The organism is Aliiglaciecola aliphaticivorans (genome assembly GCF_054782055.1).
The window spans coordinates 1-19,012 of sequence record NZ_BAAGTF010000013.1 but is presented as its reverse complement, the minus strand read 5'-3'; the positions used below and the strand labels follow the sequence as shown (position 1 = coordinate 19,012).

Below are 19,012 nucleotides of genomic sequence, written 5' to 3'. Positions count from 1 at the left end.
ATTTTTTCCAAAAAAAAACCCACGTCAACTCCAAAAACTTGAAGTTCACGTGGGCTACTTTGCCGTATCAAATAACTGCAACTTTGCAGACAAATGATATTATGTTAGATGGACAACGCTTAGATTATTATTTTTGCTTTAAGCCTTTGTCTCGAGCGTTATAAAGCACGACTAATGCCAACTTTTATTATCGTTAAATATCAACAACTTAAGATGAATCACTAATGGCATCTCACTATTTGAAAACCATTGTAGTGCAATTTGCACTTTGAAATTGCCTCATAAAAGTGCTCTTCCAGCATTTTCAGGGCTCTTATCTAAGGGTAATCATTAACCTAACTTTGCTAACAATGGGGAAATTTGACGATAAATATCACTGCGATAGATCCCTTCTATACATCCTGTGGTTTCGGTATTGTCGGGAATTTGACCACTATCTTGCATTTTTTGTAACAACCATTGACCATACTCAACGTCTGGATTATTGACGTCTTTGCCATCAACAGTAGTAGCAAATTGATTGTAAGAAGGGACTGAGCGCGGGGAAAGGGTTGCTTGCGTTAAGCAACTTCCTAATAAAGAGGGGGTAATGATCTCTAAAGGTTCACCTAAGAAGCCTTCCTGACTCATCATTACCGCGGTTTCAAAACGATTAGGTACTGAGTCCAACCAATTACAAGCTTGCTTGAGAGCCGCGCAAATTGCTAAAACAGTATTTGGATTGGTTTCTGCAAATGACGCCAAAAAGCCTAACACTTTTTCTGGCGAGTCTTGCCATATGTCAGATGAGGTCACCACAGTAACGCCGCAACTACCGCGAACGGCCTTGGCATTCCACGGCCCACCAACACAAAATCCATCGATATCACCACTTAACATAGAATCGACCATATTAATTGGTGGTACAACACTGATATTTACATCGTCAAATGTGATTCCGCCACTCAACAACCAATCTTTGAGTTGATAGTGATGACAACTGTAAGGAAATACCGTAGCAAATGAAAGTTTGGTTTGATTGTGCTGGGTTCGATAGTCGATAACGTTTTTGAGAAGTTTAGCATCAAGGGGAAAGTCTAACTGAAAAATTTTATTGACCGACAATAGCTCTTTAATCAGGGGTTCAGATAAGGTAATGCCATTACCATTTTGACTTAACACCATAGGTGTCAAAACATGGATAGGTGCAACGCCCAATCCTAACGTACTGGCAATGGGCATAGGGGCAAGCATCTGTGCAGCATCTAAAACACCAGCATGTAACTTGTCTCGCAAGGTCGCCCAGGAATTTTGTTTCTGTAGAGTTACGTCTAAACCCCAGTGTTCAAAATATCCTAAATTTTTTGCAACCACAAAAGGGGCGCAATCAGTAAGAGGGCTAAATCCTAACGTTAATTGTGTTTTTTCAGGTTTCATCATGTTTTGTATTACAACTTACAACGAATTAAACATCGATATTATGGTTTTGGCCACATCATCTAACTTTTGACCAGTATCCATAGCCGTTTTTCGCATAGTATGGAATGCCTGGTCTTCACTGATATTTTTATTTTTCATTAGTATTCGTTTAGCCTGATCAATATTCTTTCGAGAATTTAGTTGCTGTTTGGTATCGCTTAACTCAGTTTTCAATTTTTGAAATTCGCGAAACCTAGCAACAGCAGCATCTAATATGGGTTTTACCCGATGAGGTTCAAGATCACCCACTACATAAGCACTAACCCCAGATTCAATACTTTGATTGATAGTGTCTGTATCTTCTTCGCTAGAAAACATAACCACAGGTTTGGGGTCAATATTTTTGATCGTATGCAAACTTTCCAGAATATCCCGACTAGGTGACTCAATATCGATAACGATAATATCTGGTTGGAGTTGATCTACTTGCTTTAACAAAGTACCTGATGGACTGGCTAAATGGCTTATTTCATAGCGAGAATCACCCAAAGCAGCAGTAACAAGATCAGCACGATGAGTATTTTCATCAATTAGCAGAATCCGTAGGTTTTTCGCGCTTTGAGCTAAATTTTGTTTGTTCTTAATACTCGCCAAAACACATATCCAGCTTTGAATTGAAGGGATTACCATGGATAAATGTAGTCACAGCAATCTCCACACCATAAATATGCCCCTAATAAAATCAAACACTTAGCAAAAGTCGTTTGCAATATCGCAATCATTTTCTAATTTGCTTGTGCAAGTGCACCAATTTTGTGCAAATTAATGTGCGTAATGTTTACCTGTGGTATCGAATAACGGCTTAGTCACTGTTTTATGCTGAACATGCCCAGGCCAGCTCTTATTGCGCATTGACCATAGTGCCTTGGCTTGATTGAGGGCTTCGGACCATTCAAGATCGTCTAACAACACAAGCATAACGCTCAATGTTCCCATAACAGCATCTTGTGCATAGCTGTTCTCTTTACCTTCCCAAAATTCTATTAATTCATTGGCGATAAGTTGACGAGGTTTAGTTACTCTAGTTTCATTAAAAGCCGCAACATTGATGACTTTCGATTCGCCATTTCGACAAATATGTAGTGCCACATCACGCTCAGGGTTAAACTCAATTTCGCCGCCCTCACCGCGAAAACATAACATATTAGGATCATCTAATAATGCGCAAGTGAGTCTATGCTTCTCGTCCACTTGACGATGAAAAACACCTTGCAGGCTATAGTCTGCGTTTGACGGATTTAGAATGCGAGCAAGCGTATTGGCACATGAGCGCAGCCCGAATTGATCCCGTAATTGAATAATTTTATCTAGTTGCGGATTAACCTGCTCTAACCCCATATAACTGAACCCGTGGGTAGCGAGTTGTTCTGCAACCATCTGGGTAGATGTTGCCACATCAAAACCTAAATGTGGTAACACTTCATTGAGGTATAGTCTTTTTGAATCAGGCTCAGTGGTGCCATGCAGAAATATGCGCTTTCCGTGTTGAGCTAAGACTAATACAGCTAACAAAAACCAAGGTAATTGTCTTCTTTTACCCGCATAACAGCCCATGTCTAAATCAATATGCAGAGAATCCAAACCGGCAAGGGAATGTTGACGAAATGCTTGAGTAAAACCAGCTAATTCTTCCGAAGTCTCCTCTCTAACGCGCAACAACATCAAGAAAGCACCTTTTTGCTCCGGAGTAACACGCTCTTCAATGACCATGGTCATTGCGTCGTATGCTTCTTGCTGAGTCAAGGTACGACCTGCTCTTTGGCCTCTGCCAATGATCCGGATGAAATGTTTAAATTCCTGATTTTCGTTCATTCGAATAAAATACCTTAGTCGGCTGTTATTTTAAGCCTAAATATGACAGTGAGTGTAAATTCAGGCGCATAAAATACAGGTTATGTTCCCGTTTGCAAAGGTTTAAGTTCTGGGTCGAGAATAGTCACATTCTCTTCAAAAATATGACGCTTCACTAATTGCTGTAATTCCGTTTTACAAGAACCACAATTGGTACCACATTTAAGCTCATGGCCTAATTTATCGACGGAGTTACAACCTCGATTAATTGCATCGACTATGGTGTTTTCTCCGACTTTAAAACAGCTACATACCAACCTACCTTGAGCGAACTCCGGATCCGGCATGGCTCTTAATAAAGCCGACTTTTGTTGCTCATCTAATGCGGCTAGTTGTAACAAGCTATTTAGCCAATTAACATCCATTTGCGGTGCATTGGAGTCACTAAATAACACTAAATCCAACCTACCGTCACGCAACGCAAACGTATTCCTCACTTCACCCAAGTCATTTTTTTGCTGAGATGAAAACCACTCTGAGCACAATGGTAAGTTAACCTGCAATTCAGAGACCACATCGGCGTGATTTGTGGAGAAATAAACTAAATACCCTTGTTCAATGGGTACTTCACTCCAATACTCGGCGATTTGATTTAATAAATTATGATTGAGTTTAGTTCGAGTAAATAATTGAGCGTGATTGCCAAATTGGCATAGTTCCACGTTAACCGCCGTATGCTTTAGTTCAGGCTGACCAGAGATAGCATCAGTTGCATCAGAGTATAGGGCAGCTATTGCAGAAGAGGATGAATTAGTGGCACTCCAGTGAATAGGTACAAACAATTCCCCTCGTCGCTGTTGCTGCTGCAACTTAACCGGCATTATGACTTTTTTAGGTTTGTCAGTGTCTGTGAATTTAGACGATGTCCCAGAGGATAGAAGGACAAAGTCGCCCTCATAAATACCATTATCTTTAGCATCAGACGGGTGCATATGTACAAAAGCCCGATCGATATGGCCAGTCAATTCAGCGGTTTTGCCAGTGCGCGTCATAGTGTGCCACTGATCCCTAACTCGTCCGCTATTTAAAACAAAAGGGAAAGCATCGGTTGTGGTCACTTCAGGTGCTTTGGGCTGTATTGCAATAAACTGAGCTTTTTTAGATTGAGTATAGAAGCGTCCATCGGCAAATAATCGGGCAGTCCCTTCCGGGCTATCCTGGCTAATTGGCCATTGAATAGGCTTTAATCTGTTGTATTCATTTTCGCTGATATTTTCCAAGGCAGATAAATTCAAGACTCTAGTGCCGTTGTTTTGGTACGCAGTTAAACCCGCGTGTTCACGAAATATTTCAGACGGATTTGCATAATTAAACCCTTGTTCAAACCCCATTGCTTTGGCAACGTCACAAATAATCTGCCAATCGTGCTTAGCAAGCCCCGGTGCTGGTAGGATACCTCGTTGTCGAGAAATACGGCGTTCTGAATTAGTAACAGTGCCATTTTTTTCCGACCAACCAGTAGCTGGAAGCACCACATCTGCCATGGCTAAAGTGTCATTTTTAGCAACACAATCCGAGACCACAACAAACTCACACTTTTCCAATGCACGGGCAATTTTCCCTCTATTTGGCATGCTCACCATAGGGTTGGTAGCCATGATCCAAATGGCTTTAATGTTGCCATTGTCCACTTCATCAAACATATCTACGGCTTTCAAACCAATCTGTTTGGGTATCGCAGGAGATTGCCAGTAAGATTGTACAATTTGTTGATGCTGTGGATTATCTATGTCCATATGTGCCGCTAGCATATTGGCTAGACCACCCACTTCCCTACCACCCATAGCGTTTGGTTGTCCGGTTAATGAAAATGGTCCACAACCTTCTTTACCTAGCTTGCCGCTGGCTAAATGACAATTAATGATACTGTTCGCTTTATCTGTGCCAGAGCTAGACTGATTTACCCCCATGGTATAAGCGGAAATAACACGGTCTGAATCACTAAACAATCGATAAAAGGTTTCGACGTCGGCCTCGGGGATGTCGCAGGTTTTAGCAACCTTCTCTATGCTCCACGGCTTCGAACAAGCTAATGCGTCAGCAAAACCTTGGGTATTGGTATCAATATAATTTTGGTCAAGTTTGCTGTGTTGCTGTAAATAACGAAGTAGCCCGTTAAACAAGGCGGTGTCCGTTCCAGATTTAATCCCTAAATGTAGGTCAGCTATCTCACCAGTGCCTGTTTGACGGGGATCAACAGTTACGATTTGCATGGCTGGGTTTAGCTTTTTAGCTCGCTCAATTCGTTGAAATAACACAGGGTGTGTCCAAGCTGCGTTTGAACCAACAAAAACTATGAGATCAGCAAGCTCTAAATCCTCGTAATTACATGGTACTGCATCTGCGCCAAACGCACGTTTGTAAGCAGACACTGCGGATGACATACACAAACGTGAATTTGTATCTATATTGGCAGTGCCAATGTAGCCTTTCATTAATTTATTGGCGACGTAGTAATCTTCCGTCAATAATTGACCTGAAACATAAAACGCGACCGCACCGGGGCCATGCTCGGCGATAATTTGAGTAAACTTGCTGGCAACGTGCTCAGTGGCTTGATGCCAATCTACCTCTTGCCCTTGAATTTTAGGGCTTAATAAACGGCCTTCTAAGCCATTGGTTTCCAACAACTTGCTACCTTTAACACATAGTCGACCAAAGTTAGCCGGGTGATCGGAAGAACCTTTTACTTGATTTAATCGCAATTCTCCTTCCACGGCGACTTTGGCTATCTCAACATCAACACCACATCCCACACCACAATAAGGGCAGGTAGTTTTTGCCAATGTTGCTGACGGTTTGCACTGAAAAGCTCGATCTCCGTCTGCAGCAACTATCGAACTAAGTGGAATATGAGCACTCATTTAGTTCACTATTTGAAGCTGGACTTGCTGATCAACAATACGCGCTGGGTACACGGCAATTTGAATACTCTCGTCATCTACACATTCACCGGATGTTAGTTTATAGCGTTGTTTGTACAAAGGAGATGCAACAAAAGGTTCATCCATTACAGAACCGACTAAACCTCGATACATAACGTTGGCTTTGCCGATAGGATCCCAATTGCTCATGGCATAAAGATGTTGCTCATCTCCATGACAAATTTTAAAGATAGCCACTTGAACATCGTCGATAAGGGCGCAAACGCCAGAATTATCGACCAAGTCGGAAGGTTCACATACATTAATCCAATTTTCACTCATGCTCATAATCCTTACTCCACTTCTACGATATTGATAGTTGAGGCAGTTTCAGCAACTGGCTTCGCAGTGCCTAACATGTTATTGACTTCATTTTCTGTAGCAGGACGGATTTGGTTACGTTCTTCCACAAAAATAATGTTGCTATCGGTTTTTTCACTATTCACGAATTGACGGAAGCGCTTACGGGACTCTTGTGCAGATATGGCGCTTTTCCATTCACATTGATAGCTATCAACGACATGCTGCATTTGTTGTTCTAGCTCAGCGGCTAATCCCAACGAGTCGTTAATTACCACGTCTTTTAAGTAATCAAGTCCACCTTCCATATTTTCCATCCAGACCGAAGTTCTTTGCAGTCGATCGGCCGTGCGCACGTAAAACATCAACACTCTATCGATGTATTTAATCAAGGTTTCGGTATCGAGATCCGTTGCAAATAAGTCTGCGTGTCTAGGTTTCATTCCACCGTTACCGCAAACATACAAGTTCCAACCATTTTCAGTGGCTATAATGCCGATATCTTTACTCTGGGCCTCGGCACATTCACGAGTACAACCTGAAACACCGATCTTTAATTTGTGGGGTGAACGAAGACCTTTGTAACGGTTTTCAATATCAATAGCCTGACCAACAGAGTCTTGCACGCCATAGCGGCACCAAGTACTCCCCACACATGATTTAACGGTTCGGAGTGATTTCGCATAGGCATGACCGGTCTCGAAACCTGCATCAATTAATTCTTCCCAAATAAGTGGAAGTTGTTCCACTCTAGCGCCAAATAAATCAATTCGTTGCCCACCGGTAACTTTGGTGTACAAGTTGTATTTCTTCGCCACTTGACCCAGCACAATGAGTTTATCAGGGGTAATTTCTCCGCCAGCAATGCGCGGCACCACTGAATAAGTGCCGTTCTTTTGCATGTTAGCTAAATAGGTATCATTGGTGTCTTGCAAGGTGACATGAGGCTTTTCAAGGATAAAGTCGTTCCATATAGAAGCCAAAATAGAAGCGGCAGCAGGTTTACAAATTTCGCAACCTAGCCCGGTACCATGTTTTTCCAACAATTCATCGAAGGTTTTTATTTGACCCACCTTGACCATATGGAACAACTCTTGGCGCGAATAAGCAAAGTGTTCACAAATATCTTTTTTAACTTCTACACCACGCTTTTCAAGCTCACTGTCGGTAACCGACTTCAACAACGCAGCACAACCCCCGCAACCAGTACTTGCTTTAGTGCAACTTTTAACGGCAGCTAAATCACAAGCCCCTCCATCAAGACTGGCAACAATGTCACCTTTAGTCACGTTATGGCATGAACAAATCGTTGCGGTATCGGGCAAGGCATCCGCTCCTAAGGTAGGCGCTCCTTCACCGAATGAGGGTAAAATTAGACTTTCAGGAAATTCAGGTAAATCAATTTCATTTAAAGCATATTGCAATAAAGTATCGTAATCGCTGGTATCGCCAACAAGCACAGATCCGGTTAATTTATTAGTCTCGGGATTGACTACAATTTTCTTATAGACTCCAGATACCTGGTCTTCATAAGTATAGGTTAATGCACCATGCTCTCTGGCGTGTGCATCACCGATAGAGCCAACTTCAACGCCCATCAATTTTAACTTGGTGCTCATGTCTGCACCTTCAAATGCAACATCACCACCTACGATATTGCTAGCTGCAGCTCTAGCCATGGTATAACCCGGCGCAACTAAACCGAAGATAAAGTTATTCCATAACGCGCACTCACCAATAGCATAAATATCTGGGTCGCTGGTTAGGCAGTGATCATCCACCACAATGCCACCGCGTTCGCCAATGGCAATCCCGAACTCTCTGGCAAGTTTGTCTTGCGGACGAATCCCTGCGGAAAATAAGATCATGTCGGTTTCAAGAATTTCACCGTCAGCGAAAACCATTTTATAACGACTGTTATCACCCGTTTCGATACTCTGAGTTGCTTTTTGGGTGTGTACTTCTACACCAAGCTCTTCAATTTTGTCTTTTAAGACCCGACCACCGCTGACGTCTACTTGGACAGCCATCAGTTGCGGGGCAAACTCTACTACGTGAGTTTTCAATCCGGCTTGCTTAAGGGCATTGGCTGCTTCTAGCCCCAATAAGCCCCCTCCTACTACCACACCGACTTTGCTCACTTTTGCAGATGCACTAATGGCTTCGAGATCTTCTATGGTGCGATACACCAGACAGTGAGGTTGGTCGTTACCAGGGATCGGCGGCACAAATGGAAATGAGCCCGTGGCTAAAATAAGTTTGTCATAACTTAAGGTTTCACCACTTTCAATCGCCACTGTTTTAGCTTGCTTATCAATATCATTTACGCGTGCATTGACCTGGAAATTTACACCAAGTTGTTGATAGTGTTCCGCACTGGTTAAAGAAAGTTCATCTGCGGTTTTACCAGAAAAATACTCGGATAAATGAACACGGTCGTATGCCAATCTTGGCTCAGCAGACAACACTGTAATATGGAAGCGATTTTTCCCATATACCTCTTCACTTTGTTGGATAAGTTGTTCAACAAAATGGTGTCCTACCATTCCGTTACCGACTACGACAATGCGAGTTAACTGTTCATTTGTGGTCATAATATGCCTCTGATTTAATCACCCCAGAAACGAAAAAAGCCCGCAAAATCTGCTTTACAGATTTTGCGGGCTTCGTTGCCGAGTATAACTAACCGCCATGGCTAGCTATTGAATTTTGTGTAATAGACACAGCAGTTGTTGACTGCCATTATCTAGCTCTGGTTAATCTAAAGCATTAATTAGGCCAAAATTAAATTAATATATTTATCAATCAGATAGATAAATAACAGATAATAAAAACACCTCAGCGTGCCGTGTATTGGTGCAAGTATTAACTAAAATAGGGCATCAATGTAGATTCTACTAACGAATTAATTTAGCTAAGATAACTGAGTAACAATAAGATAATAATAAACTCAATTAGGGCAACCATTTTGAACAATTTAAGGGGATGCCTTTGAATCAGCGGTCGGTGCTGAGTTTGAGCCAACATAATGGTGTTTGGCTTATTCAAGTCCATTAAAAACTCAGAAAATGCTTGGTAACGCAGATGTGGATTGGTCACTAATCCTTTGGCCAGAGTAATATCCAACCATTGAGGTAAATCGGGTCTAAACTGTCTTAGGGAAAGGTACCGCCAATTTTCTGCGGTCAATCCAGAGGAAGACTGAGGAGAAAACCCTTTAAAAGGCAAATGCCCTGTTAACATCTCAAAACAGACTACAGCGACTGAAAATAAGTCAGAGCGAAAATCAAATTGATTATCGAGTAAATACTCTGGTGCGATATAATTCACAGATCCCACAGGGACACTCTCATCTTGGGAAACCTGGGTTTCCGCTATAGCATCTACATAAACTGTACCAAAATCAATAAGTTTGACTTCTCCAGCAGTAGTAATCATTACGTTTTCAGGTTTGATATCACGATGAACCATATCTTGACGCTGAAAAATGCGCAGCGCAGCGATAAGTTGCTTAATAATACTTCTGACTTCGACAATGGTTGGTGCGGGATTATCTAACATCCATTGACGCAAAGTTTGCCCATCAATGAACTCACAAACATGATACATAAATTTAGCGTTTTCAGGGCGCGGGATAATTTTCATGATATTGACGTGATTGAGTTTTTGTCCTATCCATTCTTCTCGTAAAAATCCGCTCAAATAAATGGGATCATCAACAAAATATTGGGAAGGTGTTTTTAAACAATACAAAGTTTGAGTCTCTTCTTTTATCACTTTGTACAAACTACTTCGTGTGCCATTGAAAATCTGCTCCAACACTCGGTATCCCTCAAGCTTCATCCCTTCTTTGAGAGCGGGCGGCATAGCTAAACGAGTTAATTGACGATGGTATTCATTAAGATCACCTTGAGGTAGCTGAGCAACTTTAATCAACAAACAACTTAAATTGTCATCGCTACCGGCTTTAATGGCTGAGTCCACTATGATTTTGGCGAGTTCTTCTAGGCTGATGTTAGGTTTTGCTAACCAATGGTTGAGTATAGATTGTATTTGTTTGGTGCTAACAAATTCGTGTACACCGTCTGTCGTTAATAGGAACAAGTCGTTTTTTCTAAGCTCAAATGTCCGAAAGTCCACTTCTAAGTTATTTTCGATACCAATAGCCCGACTTAAGACTTTTTTATTGCCAAAACGAGCATGATGATCTGTGGAAAGTTGCTCAAAATCACCTTGCTGTAACCGACAAATACGGCTGTCTCCAGCATGAAATAGAAATGCAGTGGTTGACTTAAAGATCAGCGCGCTAAAAGTTGTGACCATTTGGCTATGATCACCCAATGAATATTCATGTTGGCCTGTACACCACCGGTTTAAGCCCTGTAATACTTGGGTAGCGGCTCGCTTTACTGTCCAGGTTTCGGGTGTTTGACTATAGTCTTGAATAAAATTTGTGGCGCAGGTGATTGCTGCTTCCTTTGCCTTACTACATGAACTTACTCCGTCGGCAATAGTTGCAACCGCTCCCTTACTGGTTAATTCAGAGCCCGTTGGCAACCAAGCTGCGAAGGCATCTTGGTTTTCTTCTTTAACACCAGCTGTTGAATAACCACCAAATTCGAGGTGAAGTTTTTGCAAGCTAAAGATCCTAAATGGACTATGACAATTTATATTATGTGACGTTTATCAGTTCGACACTACCATCTTCTCTAACTTCCGTTATGGTGCCACTTGGTTCTTTCATAAATAATAATGCTACGAAGCCCAACACCGCTGTACTCGCAATCACAATGAAAAAGGTAGAGGTATCTACAAGGGAATAAACAGTTAAGTACACAACGGCTCCAACGTTGCCATATGCTCCTGTCATCCCAGCTATTTGCCCTGTTAAACGACGTTTGATTAACGGCACCACAGCAAAAACGGCTCCCTCTCCAGATTGAACAAAAAATGAACACGCCATTACGACGACTACCGCTAACCAAATTGGCCAGGTTGCATCTATAAAGCTCATTGCAAAGTAACCCAATGCTAAACCGGCAGTGAGTATCAATAATGTTGGTTTACGTCCAAATTTATCAGATATCAGGCCGCCGCCTGGACGAGACATTAAGTTCATGAACGCATACATTCCCGCTAATAATCCGGCGGTGGCCATGTTTAACGTAAAGGTATCAGCAAAAAAAGCTGGCAGCATGGAGACTACCGCCAATTCTGAACCAAAAGTCGCAAAATATAATATATTTAACACCGCCACTTGCTTAAATTCATACTTGTGAATTTCTGGAACAGGGGTGGTAAAAATATCTTTATTCACTTGGTAGGTTTTATACACATCGAAAATGTATAGTGCTGCAAGACTCAAATACAATATTGTTCCCACATCATTACTTAATAAAGAAACACCGTTTGGTGAAAGCTTCCAGTTAAGTAGAGCCAAAGCCAAATACATTGGCGTTTTCATAACCAATAAAAAATAAAAGTCTTTCACACTAGTTACTTCCAACCCCCCGAGATATTTTGGACGGAAGTAAGTCGAACCTTTAGGGGTATCTGTGGTGTTTTTATAATAAATAACACTAAAAATTAGACTCAACACCCCGGTAATCCCAATGGCATAACGCCATCCATTGTCACCGCCGAACAATAATGCAATGGTAGGCAAAGAAAAAGCGGCTGCAGCTGAACCAAAGTTTCCCCACCCTCCATAAACACCTTCAGCTGTGCCTAACTCTTTTGGAGGAAACCATTCACTTACCATACGGATCCCGACAACAAAACCAGCGCCAATGCAGCCCATAGCAAAACGTGCAATTAACAACTGTTCGAAGCTATTAGCCAGAGCAAAAGCAAAGCAGGGAATGGCACAGATTGCTAGTAAAGAGGAATACACCAGTCTAGGACCAAATTTGTCGGTTAATGAGCCAATTAACACCCTAGCAGGAATCGTTAAAGCCACATTGATGATTAATAGGGTTTTCCATTCACTAATCGTCAACCCAACGCCGTCGACTATGGCTTCTTTTAATGGAGCCATGTTAAACCACACTACAAAGGTGATAAAAAAGGCCATCCACGATAGATGCAGTGTTTTCATTTTGCCTGTAAAAGACACTAGATTAAATTTTTCAGCACTCATTTTATATCGCCTAGTTCGCTTCCGCTTTTCATTGAGCAAAAAAAAACCCACTCAAAATCCCCATTAGAGGAAAATTGTGCGGGCTTCATTGCCTGACGAAGAAAATGCACTGTCGCAAATCTCGCCATATATGTTTAATTGATTTGTAGATCTTTATATTTATTTTTTGTCTTTCAAAAGCAAAAATGAGGCCACAACAAAAAACAAACTAAATATATTACATATCAACAACTTAACAAAAAATAATTTTCTCGAAGACAAGAAGCACTATCCACTTTGGTGCAAGCCTGCACCCGAATGAGCATTTTTAATCAGTGTGAAAAAATCAAAACTGCCATTTCAACATTCTATCAAGATAAAAATAATGGAAACGACAAATCAATAATTCAATATTGTTTCCCTGGATCACAAATAAATAGGGCGCTGCTCATTATTTACCTGTATAATCCGCGCCCAAACGTAACCCTCGGCAATGCCAGTCTTTATAACTGTGCATTAATAGCAATCCGAGAGCATATTTATAAGTACAGGCTTACCGAACAAAATGAAAGATATTAGTAAATTAAGAAACATTGCAATTATTGCGCACGTTGACCACGGAAAAACAACCTTGGTTGACAAGTTGTTGCAACAATCAGGCACCTTGGAAAGCCGAGGCGAAGCTGAAGAACGGGTTATGGATTCTAACGATATTGAAAAAGAACGTGGAATTACCATACTTGCTAAAAACACAGCCATTAACTGGAATGATTACCGTATTAATATCGTTGACACTCCTGGACACGCCGATTTCGGTGGCGAAGTAGAACGCGTTATGTCTATGGCTGACTCTGTACTTCTTTTGGTTGATGCCCAAGAAGGTCCAATGCCACAAACGCGTTTTGTGACTCAAAAAGCGTTTGCCCAAGGCTTGAAGCCAATTGTGGTTATCAACAAAATTGACAAGCCAGGAGCACGTCCTGATTGGGTAATGGATCAAGTTTTTGATTTGTTTGATAACCTAGGTGCAACAGATGATCAATTGGATTTCCAAGTTGTTTACGCTTCTGCACTTAACGGTTGGGCAACCAGAGAAGCCGATAAGCAAGCTGAAGACATGACAGATTTGTTCCAAACAATCGTTGATGTTGTAGATGCCCCTGATGCGGATCCTGAAGGTCCTTTCCAAATGCAAATTTCTCAACTTGACTATAACTCTTACGTGGGTGTTATCGGTGTTGGTCGTGTTACTCGCGGTGTTGTTAAACCAAATCAACAAGTCACTGTTGTAATGGCTGATGGCACTAAGCGCAACGGTAAAGTAGGTCAGGTACAAGGTTACCTTGGTTTGCAAAGACACGAAGTTGATTCAGCACAAGCTGGTGACATCATTGCCATCACCGGTTTAGGTGAATTAAAAATCTCTGACACCATCTGCGATCCCAATGCGGTAGAAGCCTTACCTCAATTATCTGTAGATGAACCTACCGTAACCATGACTTTCCAGGTGAATACTTCTCCATTTGCAGGAAAAGAAGGTAAATACGTTACATCTCGTAATATTCTTGAGCGCTTACAAAACGAATTAATTCATAACGTAGCCTTAAAAGTAGAAGAAACAGAAGATCCGGATAAATTCCGCGTATCAGGACGTGGTGAACTACATTTGGGTATATTAATTGAAAACATGCGTCGTGAAGGATATGAATTAGCCGTTTCTCGCCCAGAAGTAATATTGAAAGAAATTGATGGTGAAATTCACGAACCTTTTGAAACATTAACCATTGATGCCGAAGAAGAGCATCAAGGTTCTATTATGGAACAAATTGGGCTTCGTAAAGGTGAATTGACCAATATGTCTCCTGATGGAAAGGGTCGTATTCGTATGGACTTCATGATCCCAAGCCGTGGTTTAATTGGTTTCCAAACAGACTTTATGACAATGACTTCAGGTTCAGGCTTGATTTACCATACGTTTGATCATTACGGCCCACATAAAGGCGGTTCAATCGGTCAACGTAAGAACGGTGTACTAATCGCCAACGCAACAGGTAAAGCACTAACCAACGCGTTGTTTAATCTACAAGAACGTGGTCGCTTGTTCATTGGTCACGGTGTAGAAGTATATGAAGGTATGGTTATTGGTATTCACAGCCGTGACAACGACCTGACTGTAAACGCCCTTAAAGGTAAGCAATTAACGAACGTTCGTGCATCTGGTACTGATGAAGCTCAGACACTAGTTCCGCCGGTAAGAATGTCTCTTGAGCAAGCTCTAGAATTTATCGATAATGATGAATTAGTAGAAGTAACCCCTGAAAGCATTCGTATTCGTAAGAAGTTACTGACTGAAAATGAAAGAAAACGCGCTAGCCGCAGTAAAGAATCATAGTCAGTATTAGAGACTTTATAAAAAACCGGCTGAAAATGCCGGTTTTTTTATATCTGTATGAAACGAAAAATCCGACTACGTTGCATATTCCTGCATATAGTTAATAATAAGATATCCATTTCTAACCCCATAGATTGAATGAATGCAAACAAGACCCTTCCCAGTTTTTGAAACCCACCGACTTCGATTAGATCAGTTAACTAAACTAGATAGGCAATCTATATTTGAGGTTTTCTCAGATCCTAAAGTGGTGGAGCATTATGATGTTGAACTATTTAAAAACATTCATGAAGCAGATAGGTTAGTAGAGTATTTTGACTCTCGATTCACTAGTGATAATGGTATTCGCTGGGCCATCCGCAATAAAGAAAATGGAGACTATATTGGTTCTTGCGGTTTTACCCACTGGAATAAATATGATCATAGTGCAGTGCTTGGCTACGAATTAAGCCAAAAATATTGGGGAAATGGCTTTGCCTCAGAAGCGGTCCGAAAAATTACCGACTATCTATTTTCCTCTGACTTTCATTTTTATATTCATAGAATCGAAGCCCTAGCCTTACCTTCTAACATCCCCTCTGGCGCATTGTTGAAAAAGCTTGGCTTCAAATTTGAAGGAACCCTACGCGGTAAATGCTATTGGAATGAGGACTTCCATGATATGGATATGTACGGTCTATTAAGAGAAGATCGCACTACCTAAAATTGCAAATACAAATATCGATAAAATAAAAGCACAACAAAACAACCTTTTGATTAATCTAACTCAACGGACCTAGCCGTTAGCCGTTTAATAACTATATGACGTGCAAAAAGCGAATAATCTCAAAATGGTTTTTATCTAATCATAGATGAAGAGTTAGATTCAAACTCACTCATGTTGCTTTTTACAAAATAGGTCGTGCATCTGAAAATTGATGCACAACCTGTAGCTTGGACTATTCAATCAGCATGAATTTAAATAGATGTATTTTCAATATATTGATCTACTAGACGTTCTAATATTTCCAAAGGAACTGCGCCATTCTTTAATACTACATCGTGATAATCAGCCAAATTAAATTTATCTCCCAAGGCAACTTTAGCTTTTTCTCTTAGTTCTAGAATTTTCATCATTCCAACCTTATAAGAAGTAGCCTGCCCCGGCATCACTATATAACGCTCAATTTCAGAAACCACATCACTCTCTGCGATCCCAGTATTGTTTAACATGTATTCTATTGCTTCTTCCCTAGTCCACTTTTTAGCGTGGATCCCTGTATCAACAACTAAACGAACAGCTCTGAAGAGTTCAGCCTGTAATCGTCCAATATTGTCATACGGGTCTTCTTCAAATCCTAACTCCCAAGCTAAACGCTCTGCATACAAAGCCCAACCTTCAGTATATGCCGTAAAGGGTGATAAAGTTCTAAAAATAGGTAAGCCTTCCAACTCCATTGAAATACTAACCTGGAAATGATGCCCCGGAATACCTTCGTGATAAGCTAACGTGCGCATTCCATACTTAGGAGTGGCTTTAATGTCATAAAGGTTAGCGTAAAAAACGCCTGGCCTTGAACCGTCCATAGAGGGTTGTTGATAGTACGCACCTGGCGCTGTTTTTTCCTTAAACTCAGGTATCCGTTTAACTTCCATACTGGCTTTAGGTAGCACATTGAATACTTTCCCCATAGCGGCATTTATTTCATCTAAGATCGTTTGATAATCCGCTAAAATTTGAGCTCGACCTTCATCTGTATCAGGGTAATAGAATCGTTCATCATTTTTTAATGCTTCAATTGCAGTGGTAAAGCCATCGCTAACATCAAAATCTTCTGCTTCCAAAATCGTTAATATTTGTTTTTGAATTCTATCCACTTCAGATAATCCTGTCTGATGTATGTAATCAGCGCTATAATCTGTAGTAGTGAAAAACGCTAATGCTTGTTTATAGGCAATATCGCCGCCTTCTAGGCGCCACAAACCATCATCTGTTCCAGCTTTGCTTTTAAGATTTTCGAAATATTCTATATATGATTGATATGCAGGATAGACATATTGATTAATGGTTTGTGCTGTTTCTTTAAGAACATTGTCCTTATCTTCTTCAGTGAAATTGGCTGCTTTATCAATTTTTCCTTGCAATGAGGTGTATAGAATATTCTCTTCTGCAGGTAAATCCACAAACGCTTGCATTTCAGTCAACACTCTATCGATGACAAAACGAGGTGGGATAATGTTCTTTTGTTCTCTTGCAATTAGGCCTTCCATATTCTGTGCGAACTTAACCTCTACTTTTTGTAATCTAGAGATATAATTTTGTGCATCTTCAAGTTCATTCACCTGATGCTGAGAATCCATAAAACTTGGAAAGTTACTTTGTATACCAAATAATTGATTTACCGGATAATCGTGAAAGCGATAGGGTTCTGACGCGATCCCTGCGTCGAGCAGATAAAGAGCGATTTCTTTCGACAACTGTTGAGATTCATCTAAAGAACTGTCTGAGTAGTCTAATAAGGTTTCCCGTACTTCTTTCATAAGTACGTACATTTCGTCATTTTTTTCTAAGCTGTCGTCATTCAACTTAGCATTATGACCTTTGAATCCCATGCCATCCAAAACGCCAATGGATGTCAAAAGCTCAGGGTTATCTAATGCTATTTTTATTAAGGTACGATCTAAAAACACGCGAAAAAACAGAGGTTTTTTCGCATACCACTCGTGTGCGCCTAAGGCACCACCAAACAATATAAGTGTAAGTAGTAACAAGCCTGTCCATTTAAAAAATTTCTTCATTATTAATCCAATTTTTATTTTATTATTTCCCAAACCAACTATGACAAAATTATGATTTATTGTGAATAACAAATTGCGAACGAAATAGCACTGTGAGCAGCAAGGTTACTAATGGATAGCGCTACTAAGTAGTGGATCACATTTTGATTGATCAAGTGGATCAGCTTCCAATTGATATTGACACAAGTCACGGAGAGTAGAGAATGGTGTTTATTGAGTTTTGTTTGCGCAAGCTGAGTTAGCCTATCTGAAGCCTTTAAATAATACATTAGGTCATTCACCACTCCACGGGCTAAAGCCCGAGCTACACCATTATATATGCTCTCACATGGGGGTGGAGTCGGTTGTTTTTAGCTTCGCAGAAGCGTTAAGCGACGGAACGGGCAGCAGGGATGCTGCACTGGAAGACGCCACATGGATGTGTGACACCTAGCGGCTTATTACGTGGACAGGTATTGCATAACACACCGATGGGTTAGGTTTCCCCGTTGGTGGCACTTGCGCGGCAGCGCTTAGAAGGAAGGCTACCTATATCATTGCTCATAAAGGCGCTTCGTTAGGTAAATCGCAGGCATAAAAAAGGGCTACCCTTTCGGATAGCCCTTTCTCTAAATGGGAGTCTGGCGATGTGCTACTCTCACATGGGGAAACCCCACACTACCATCGCCGCTAACACGTTTCACTTCTGAGTTCGGAATGGGATCAGGTGGTACCGTGTCGCTAAGGTCGCCAGACATAAATCGTGCAAATTCATCGAAGCATATTGCGTCGCGAAGCGACGGCTGCTTTTCAAGATGACATTTGCGCAAGGTGACTATCATTACCTATATTCGTCTAGGTATGTCCTCACCTTGTCAATAAACATGTCGTTATTTAACAAACTTGGAAGCTGTGTAATCAAATGGAGTTGCGTACTCTTGCTCTTATTCAGAGCCTATTTTATGTTGTCTTGTCACACTTACAACACCAATACTTTTAAACTGACGGTTGACTGTTTTCGCTTTTCCTTTAGCGAGTAGATAATATGTCAGAAAGGTCCCCTTCCCCACTCTCTATATCAAGAGCAGCATATTATCACGACAGCGCAACGCGCGTTTATAAAAGACATTTGGGTGTTGTATGGTTAAGCCTCACGGGCAATTAGTACAGGTTAGCTTAACGCCTCACAACGCTTCCACACCCTGCCTATCT

At 41.1% G+C, this 19,012-nt stretch carries 11 protein-coding genes and 1 rRNA gene; 2 read left to right on the top strand and 10 right to left on the bottom strand.

Annotated features, from left to right (window positions below; translation table 11 throughout):
• Positions 1-330: 330 nt before the first annotated feature.
• From ACYVIL_RS07515 to ACYVIL_RS07480, 8 genes are all read right to left on the bottom strand, one after another.
• Positions 331-1,419 (bottom strand): CmpA/NrtA family ABC transporter substrate-binding protein, encoded by a 1,089-nt coding sequence (locus tag ACYVIL_RS07515; protein WP_303476058.1) that lies wholly within the window; start codon positions 1,417-1,419, stop codon positions 331-333.
• Positions 1,420-1,434: 15 nt separating this feature from the next.
• Complete coding sequence (locus ACYVIL_RS07510; RefSeq protein ID WP_303476060.1) at positions 1,435-2,052, bottom strand: ANTAR domain-containing response regulator; 618 nt, start codon at positions 2,050-2,052, stop codon at positions 1,435-1,437.
• 168 nt (positions 2,053-2,220) lie between these two features.
• Positions 2,221-3,270 (bottom strand): glycosyl transferase family protein, encoded by a 1,050-nt coding sequence (locus tag ACYVIL_RS07505; protein WP_460312072.1) that lies wholly within the window; start codon positions 3,268-3,270, stop codon positions 2,221-2,223.
• Between the two features lie 80 nt (positions 3,271-3,350).
• Entirely contained in the window at positions 3,351-6,173 is a 2,823-nt protein-coding gene (locus ACYVIL_RS07500; protein WP_460312071.1) for a nitrate reductase, read from the bottom strand.
• Positions 6,174-6,521, bottom strand: coding sequence for a nitrite reductase small subunit NirD (gene nirD, locus ACYVIL_RS07495; RefSeq protein WP_303476066.1), 348 nt, complete (start codon positions 6,519-6,521; stop codon positions 6,174-6,176).
• 5 nt (positions 6,522-6,526) lie between these two features.
• Complete coding sequence (gene nirB / locus ACYVIL_RS07490) at positions 6,527-9,127, bottom strand: nitrite reductase large subunit NirB (RefSeq protein ID WP_460312070.1); 2,601 nt, start codon at positions 9,125-9,127, stop codon at positions 6,527-6,529.
• A gap of 316 nt (positions 9,128-9,443) precedes the next feature.
• Entirely contained in the window at positions 9,444-11,171 is a 1,728-nt protein-coding gene (locus ACYVIL_RS07485) for a protein kinase domain-containing protein (RefSeq protein WP_460312069.1), read from the bottom strand.
• Positions 11,172-11,205: 34 nt separating this feature from the next.
• A complete protein-coding gene (locus ACYVIL_RS07480) occupies positions 11,206-12,672 on the bottom strand; it encodes a NarK family nitrate/nitrite MFS transporter (protein WP_460312068.1) in 1,467 nt (488 codons plus the stop codon).
• Between the two features lie 544 nt (positions 12,673-13,216).
• Here ACYVIL_RS07480 and typA point away from each other — a divergent pair.
• Together typA and ACYVIL_RS07470 are read left to right on the top strand one after the other, a co-directional pair.
• On the top strand, positions 13,217-15,043 hold the full coding sequence (typA, locus tag ACYVIL_RS07475) for a translational GTPase TypA (protein ID WP_460312067.1): 1,827 nt from the start codon (positions 13,217-13,219) through the stop codon (positions 15,041-15,043).
• A 142-nt stretch (positions 15,044-15,185) separates the two neighbouring features.
• Positions 15,186-15,746 carry a GNAT family N-acetyltransferase gene (locus tag ACYVIL_RS07470; protein ID WP_460312066.1) on the top strand — a complete coding sequence of 187 codons (561 nt, stop codon included), beginning with the start codon at positions 15,186-15,188 and terminating at the stop codon, positions 15,744-15,746.
• 254 nt (positions 15,747-16,000) lie between these two features.
• On the opposite strand, the gene ACYVIL_RS07465 is transcribed toward ACYVIL_RS07470, so the two are convergent.
• Both ACYVIL_RS07465 and rrf read right to left on the bottom strand, forming a co-directional pair.
• The gene (locus ACYVIL_RS07465; RefSeq protein WP_460312065.1) at positions 16,001-17,821 is read right to left on the bottom strand and encodes a DUF885 domain-containing protein; all 1,821 of its coding nucleotides are present in this window, start codon (positions 17,819-17,821) and stop codon (positions 16,001-16,003) included.
• A 618-nt stretch (positions 17,822-18,439) separates the two neighbouring features.
• Positions 18,440-18,555: ribosomal RNA gene (gene rrf, locus ACYVIL_RS07460) — 5S ribosomal RNA — on the bottom strand.
• Between the last annotated feature and the right edge of the window lie 457 nt (positions 18,556-19,012).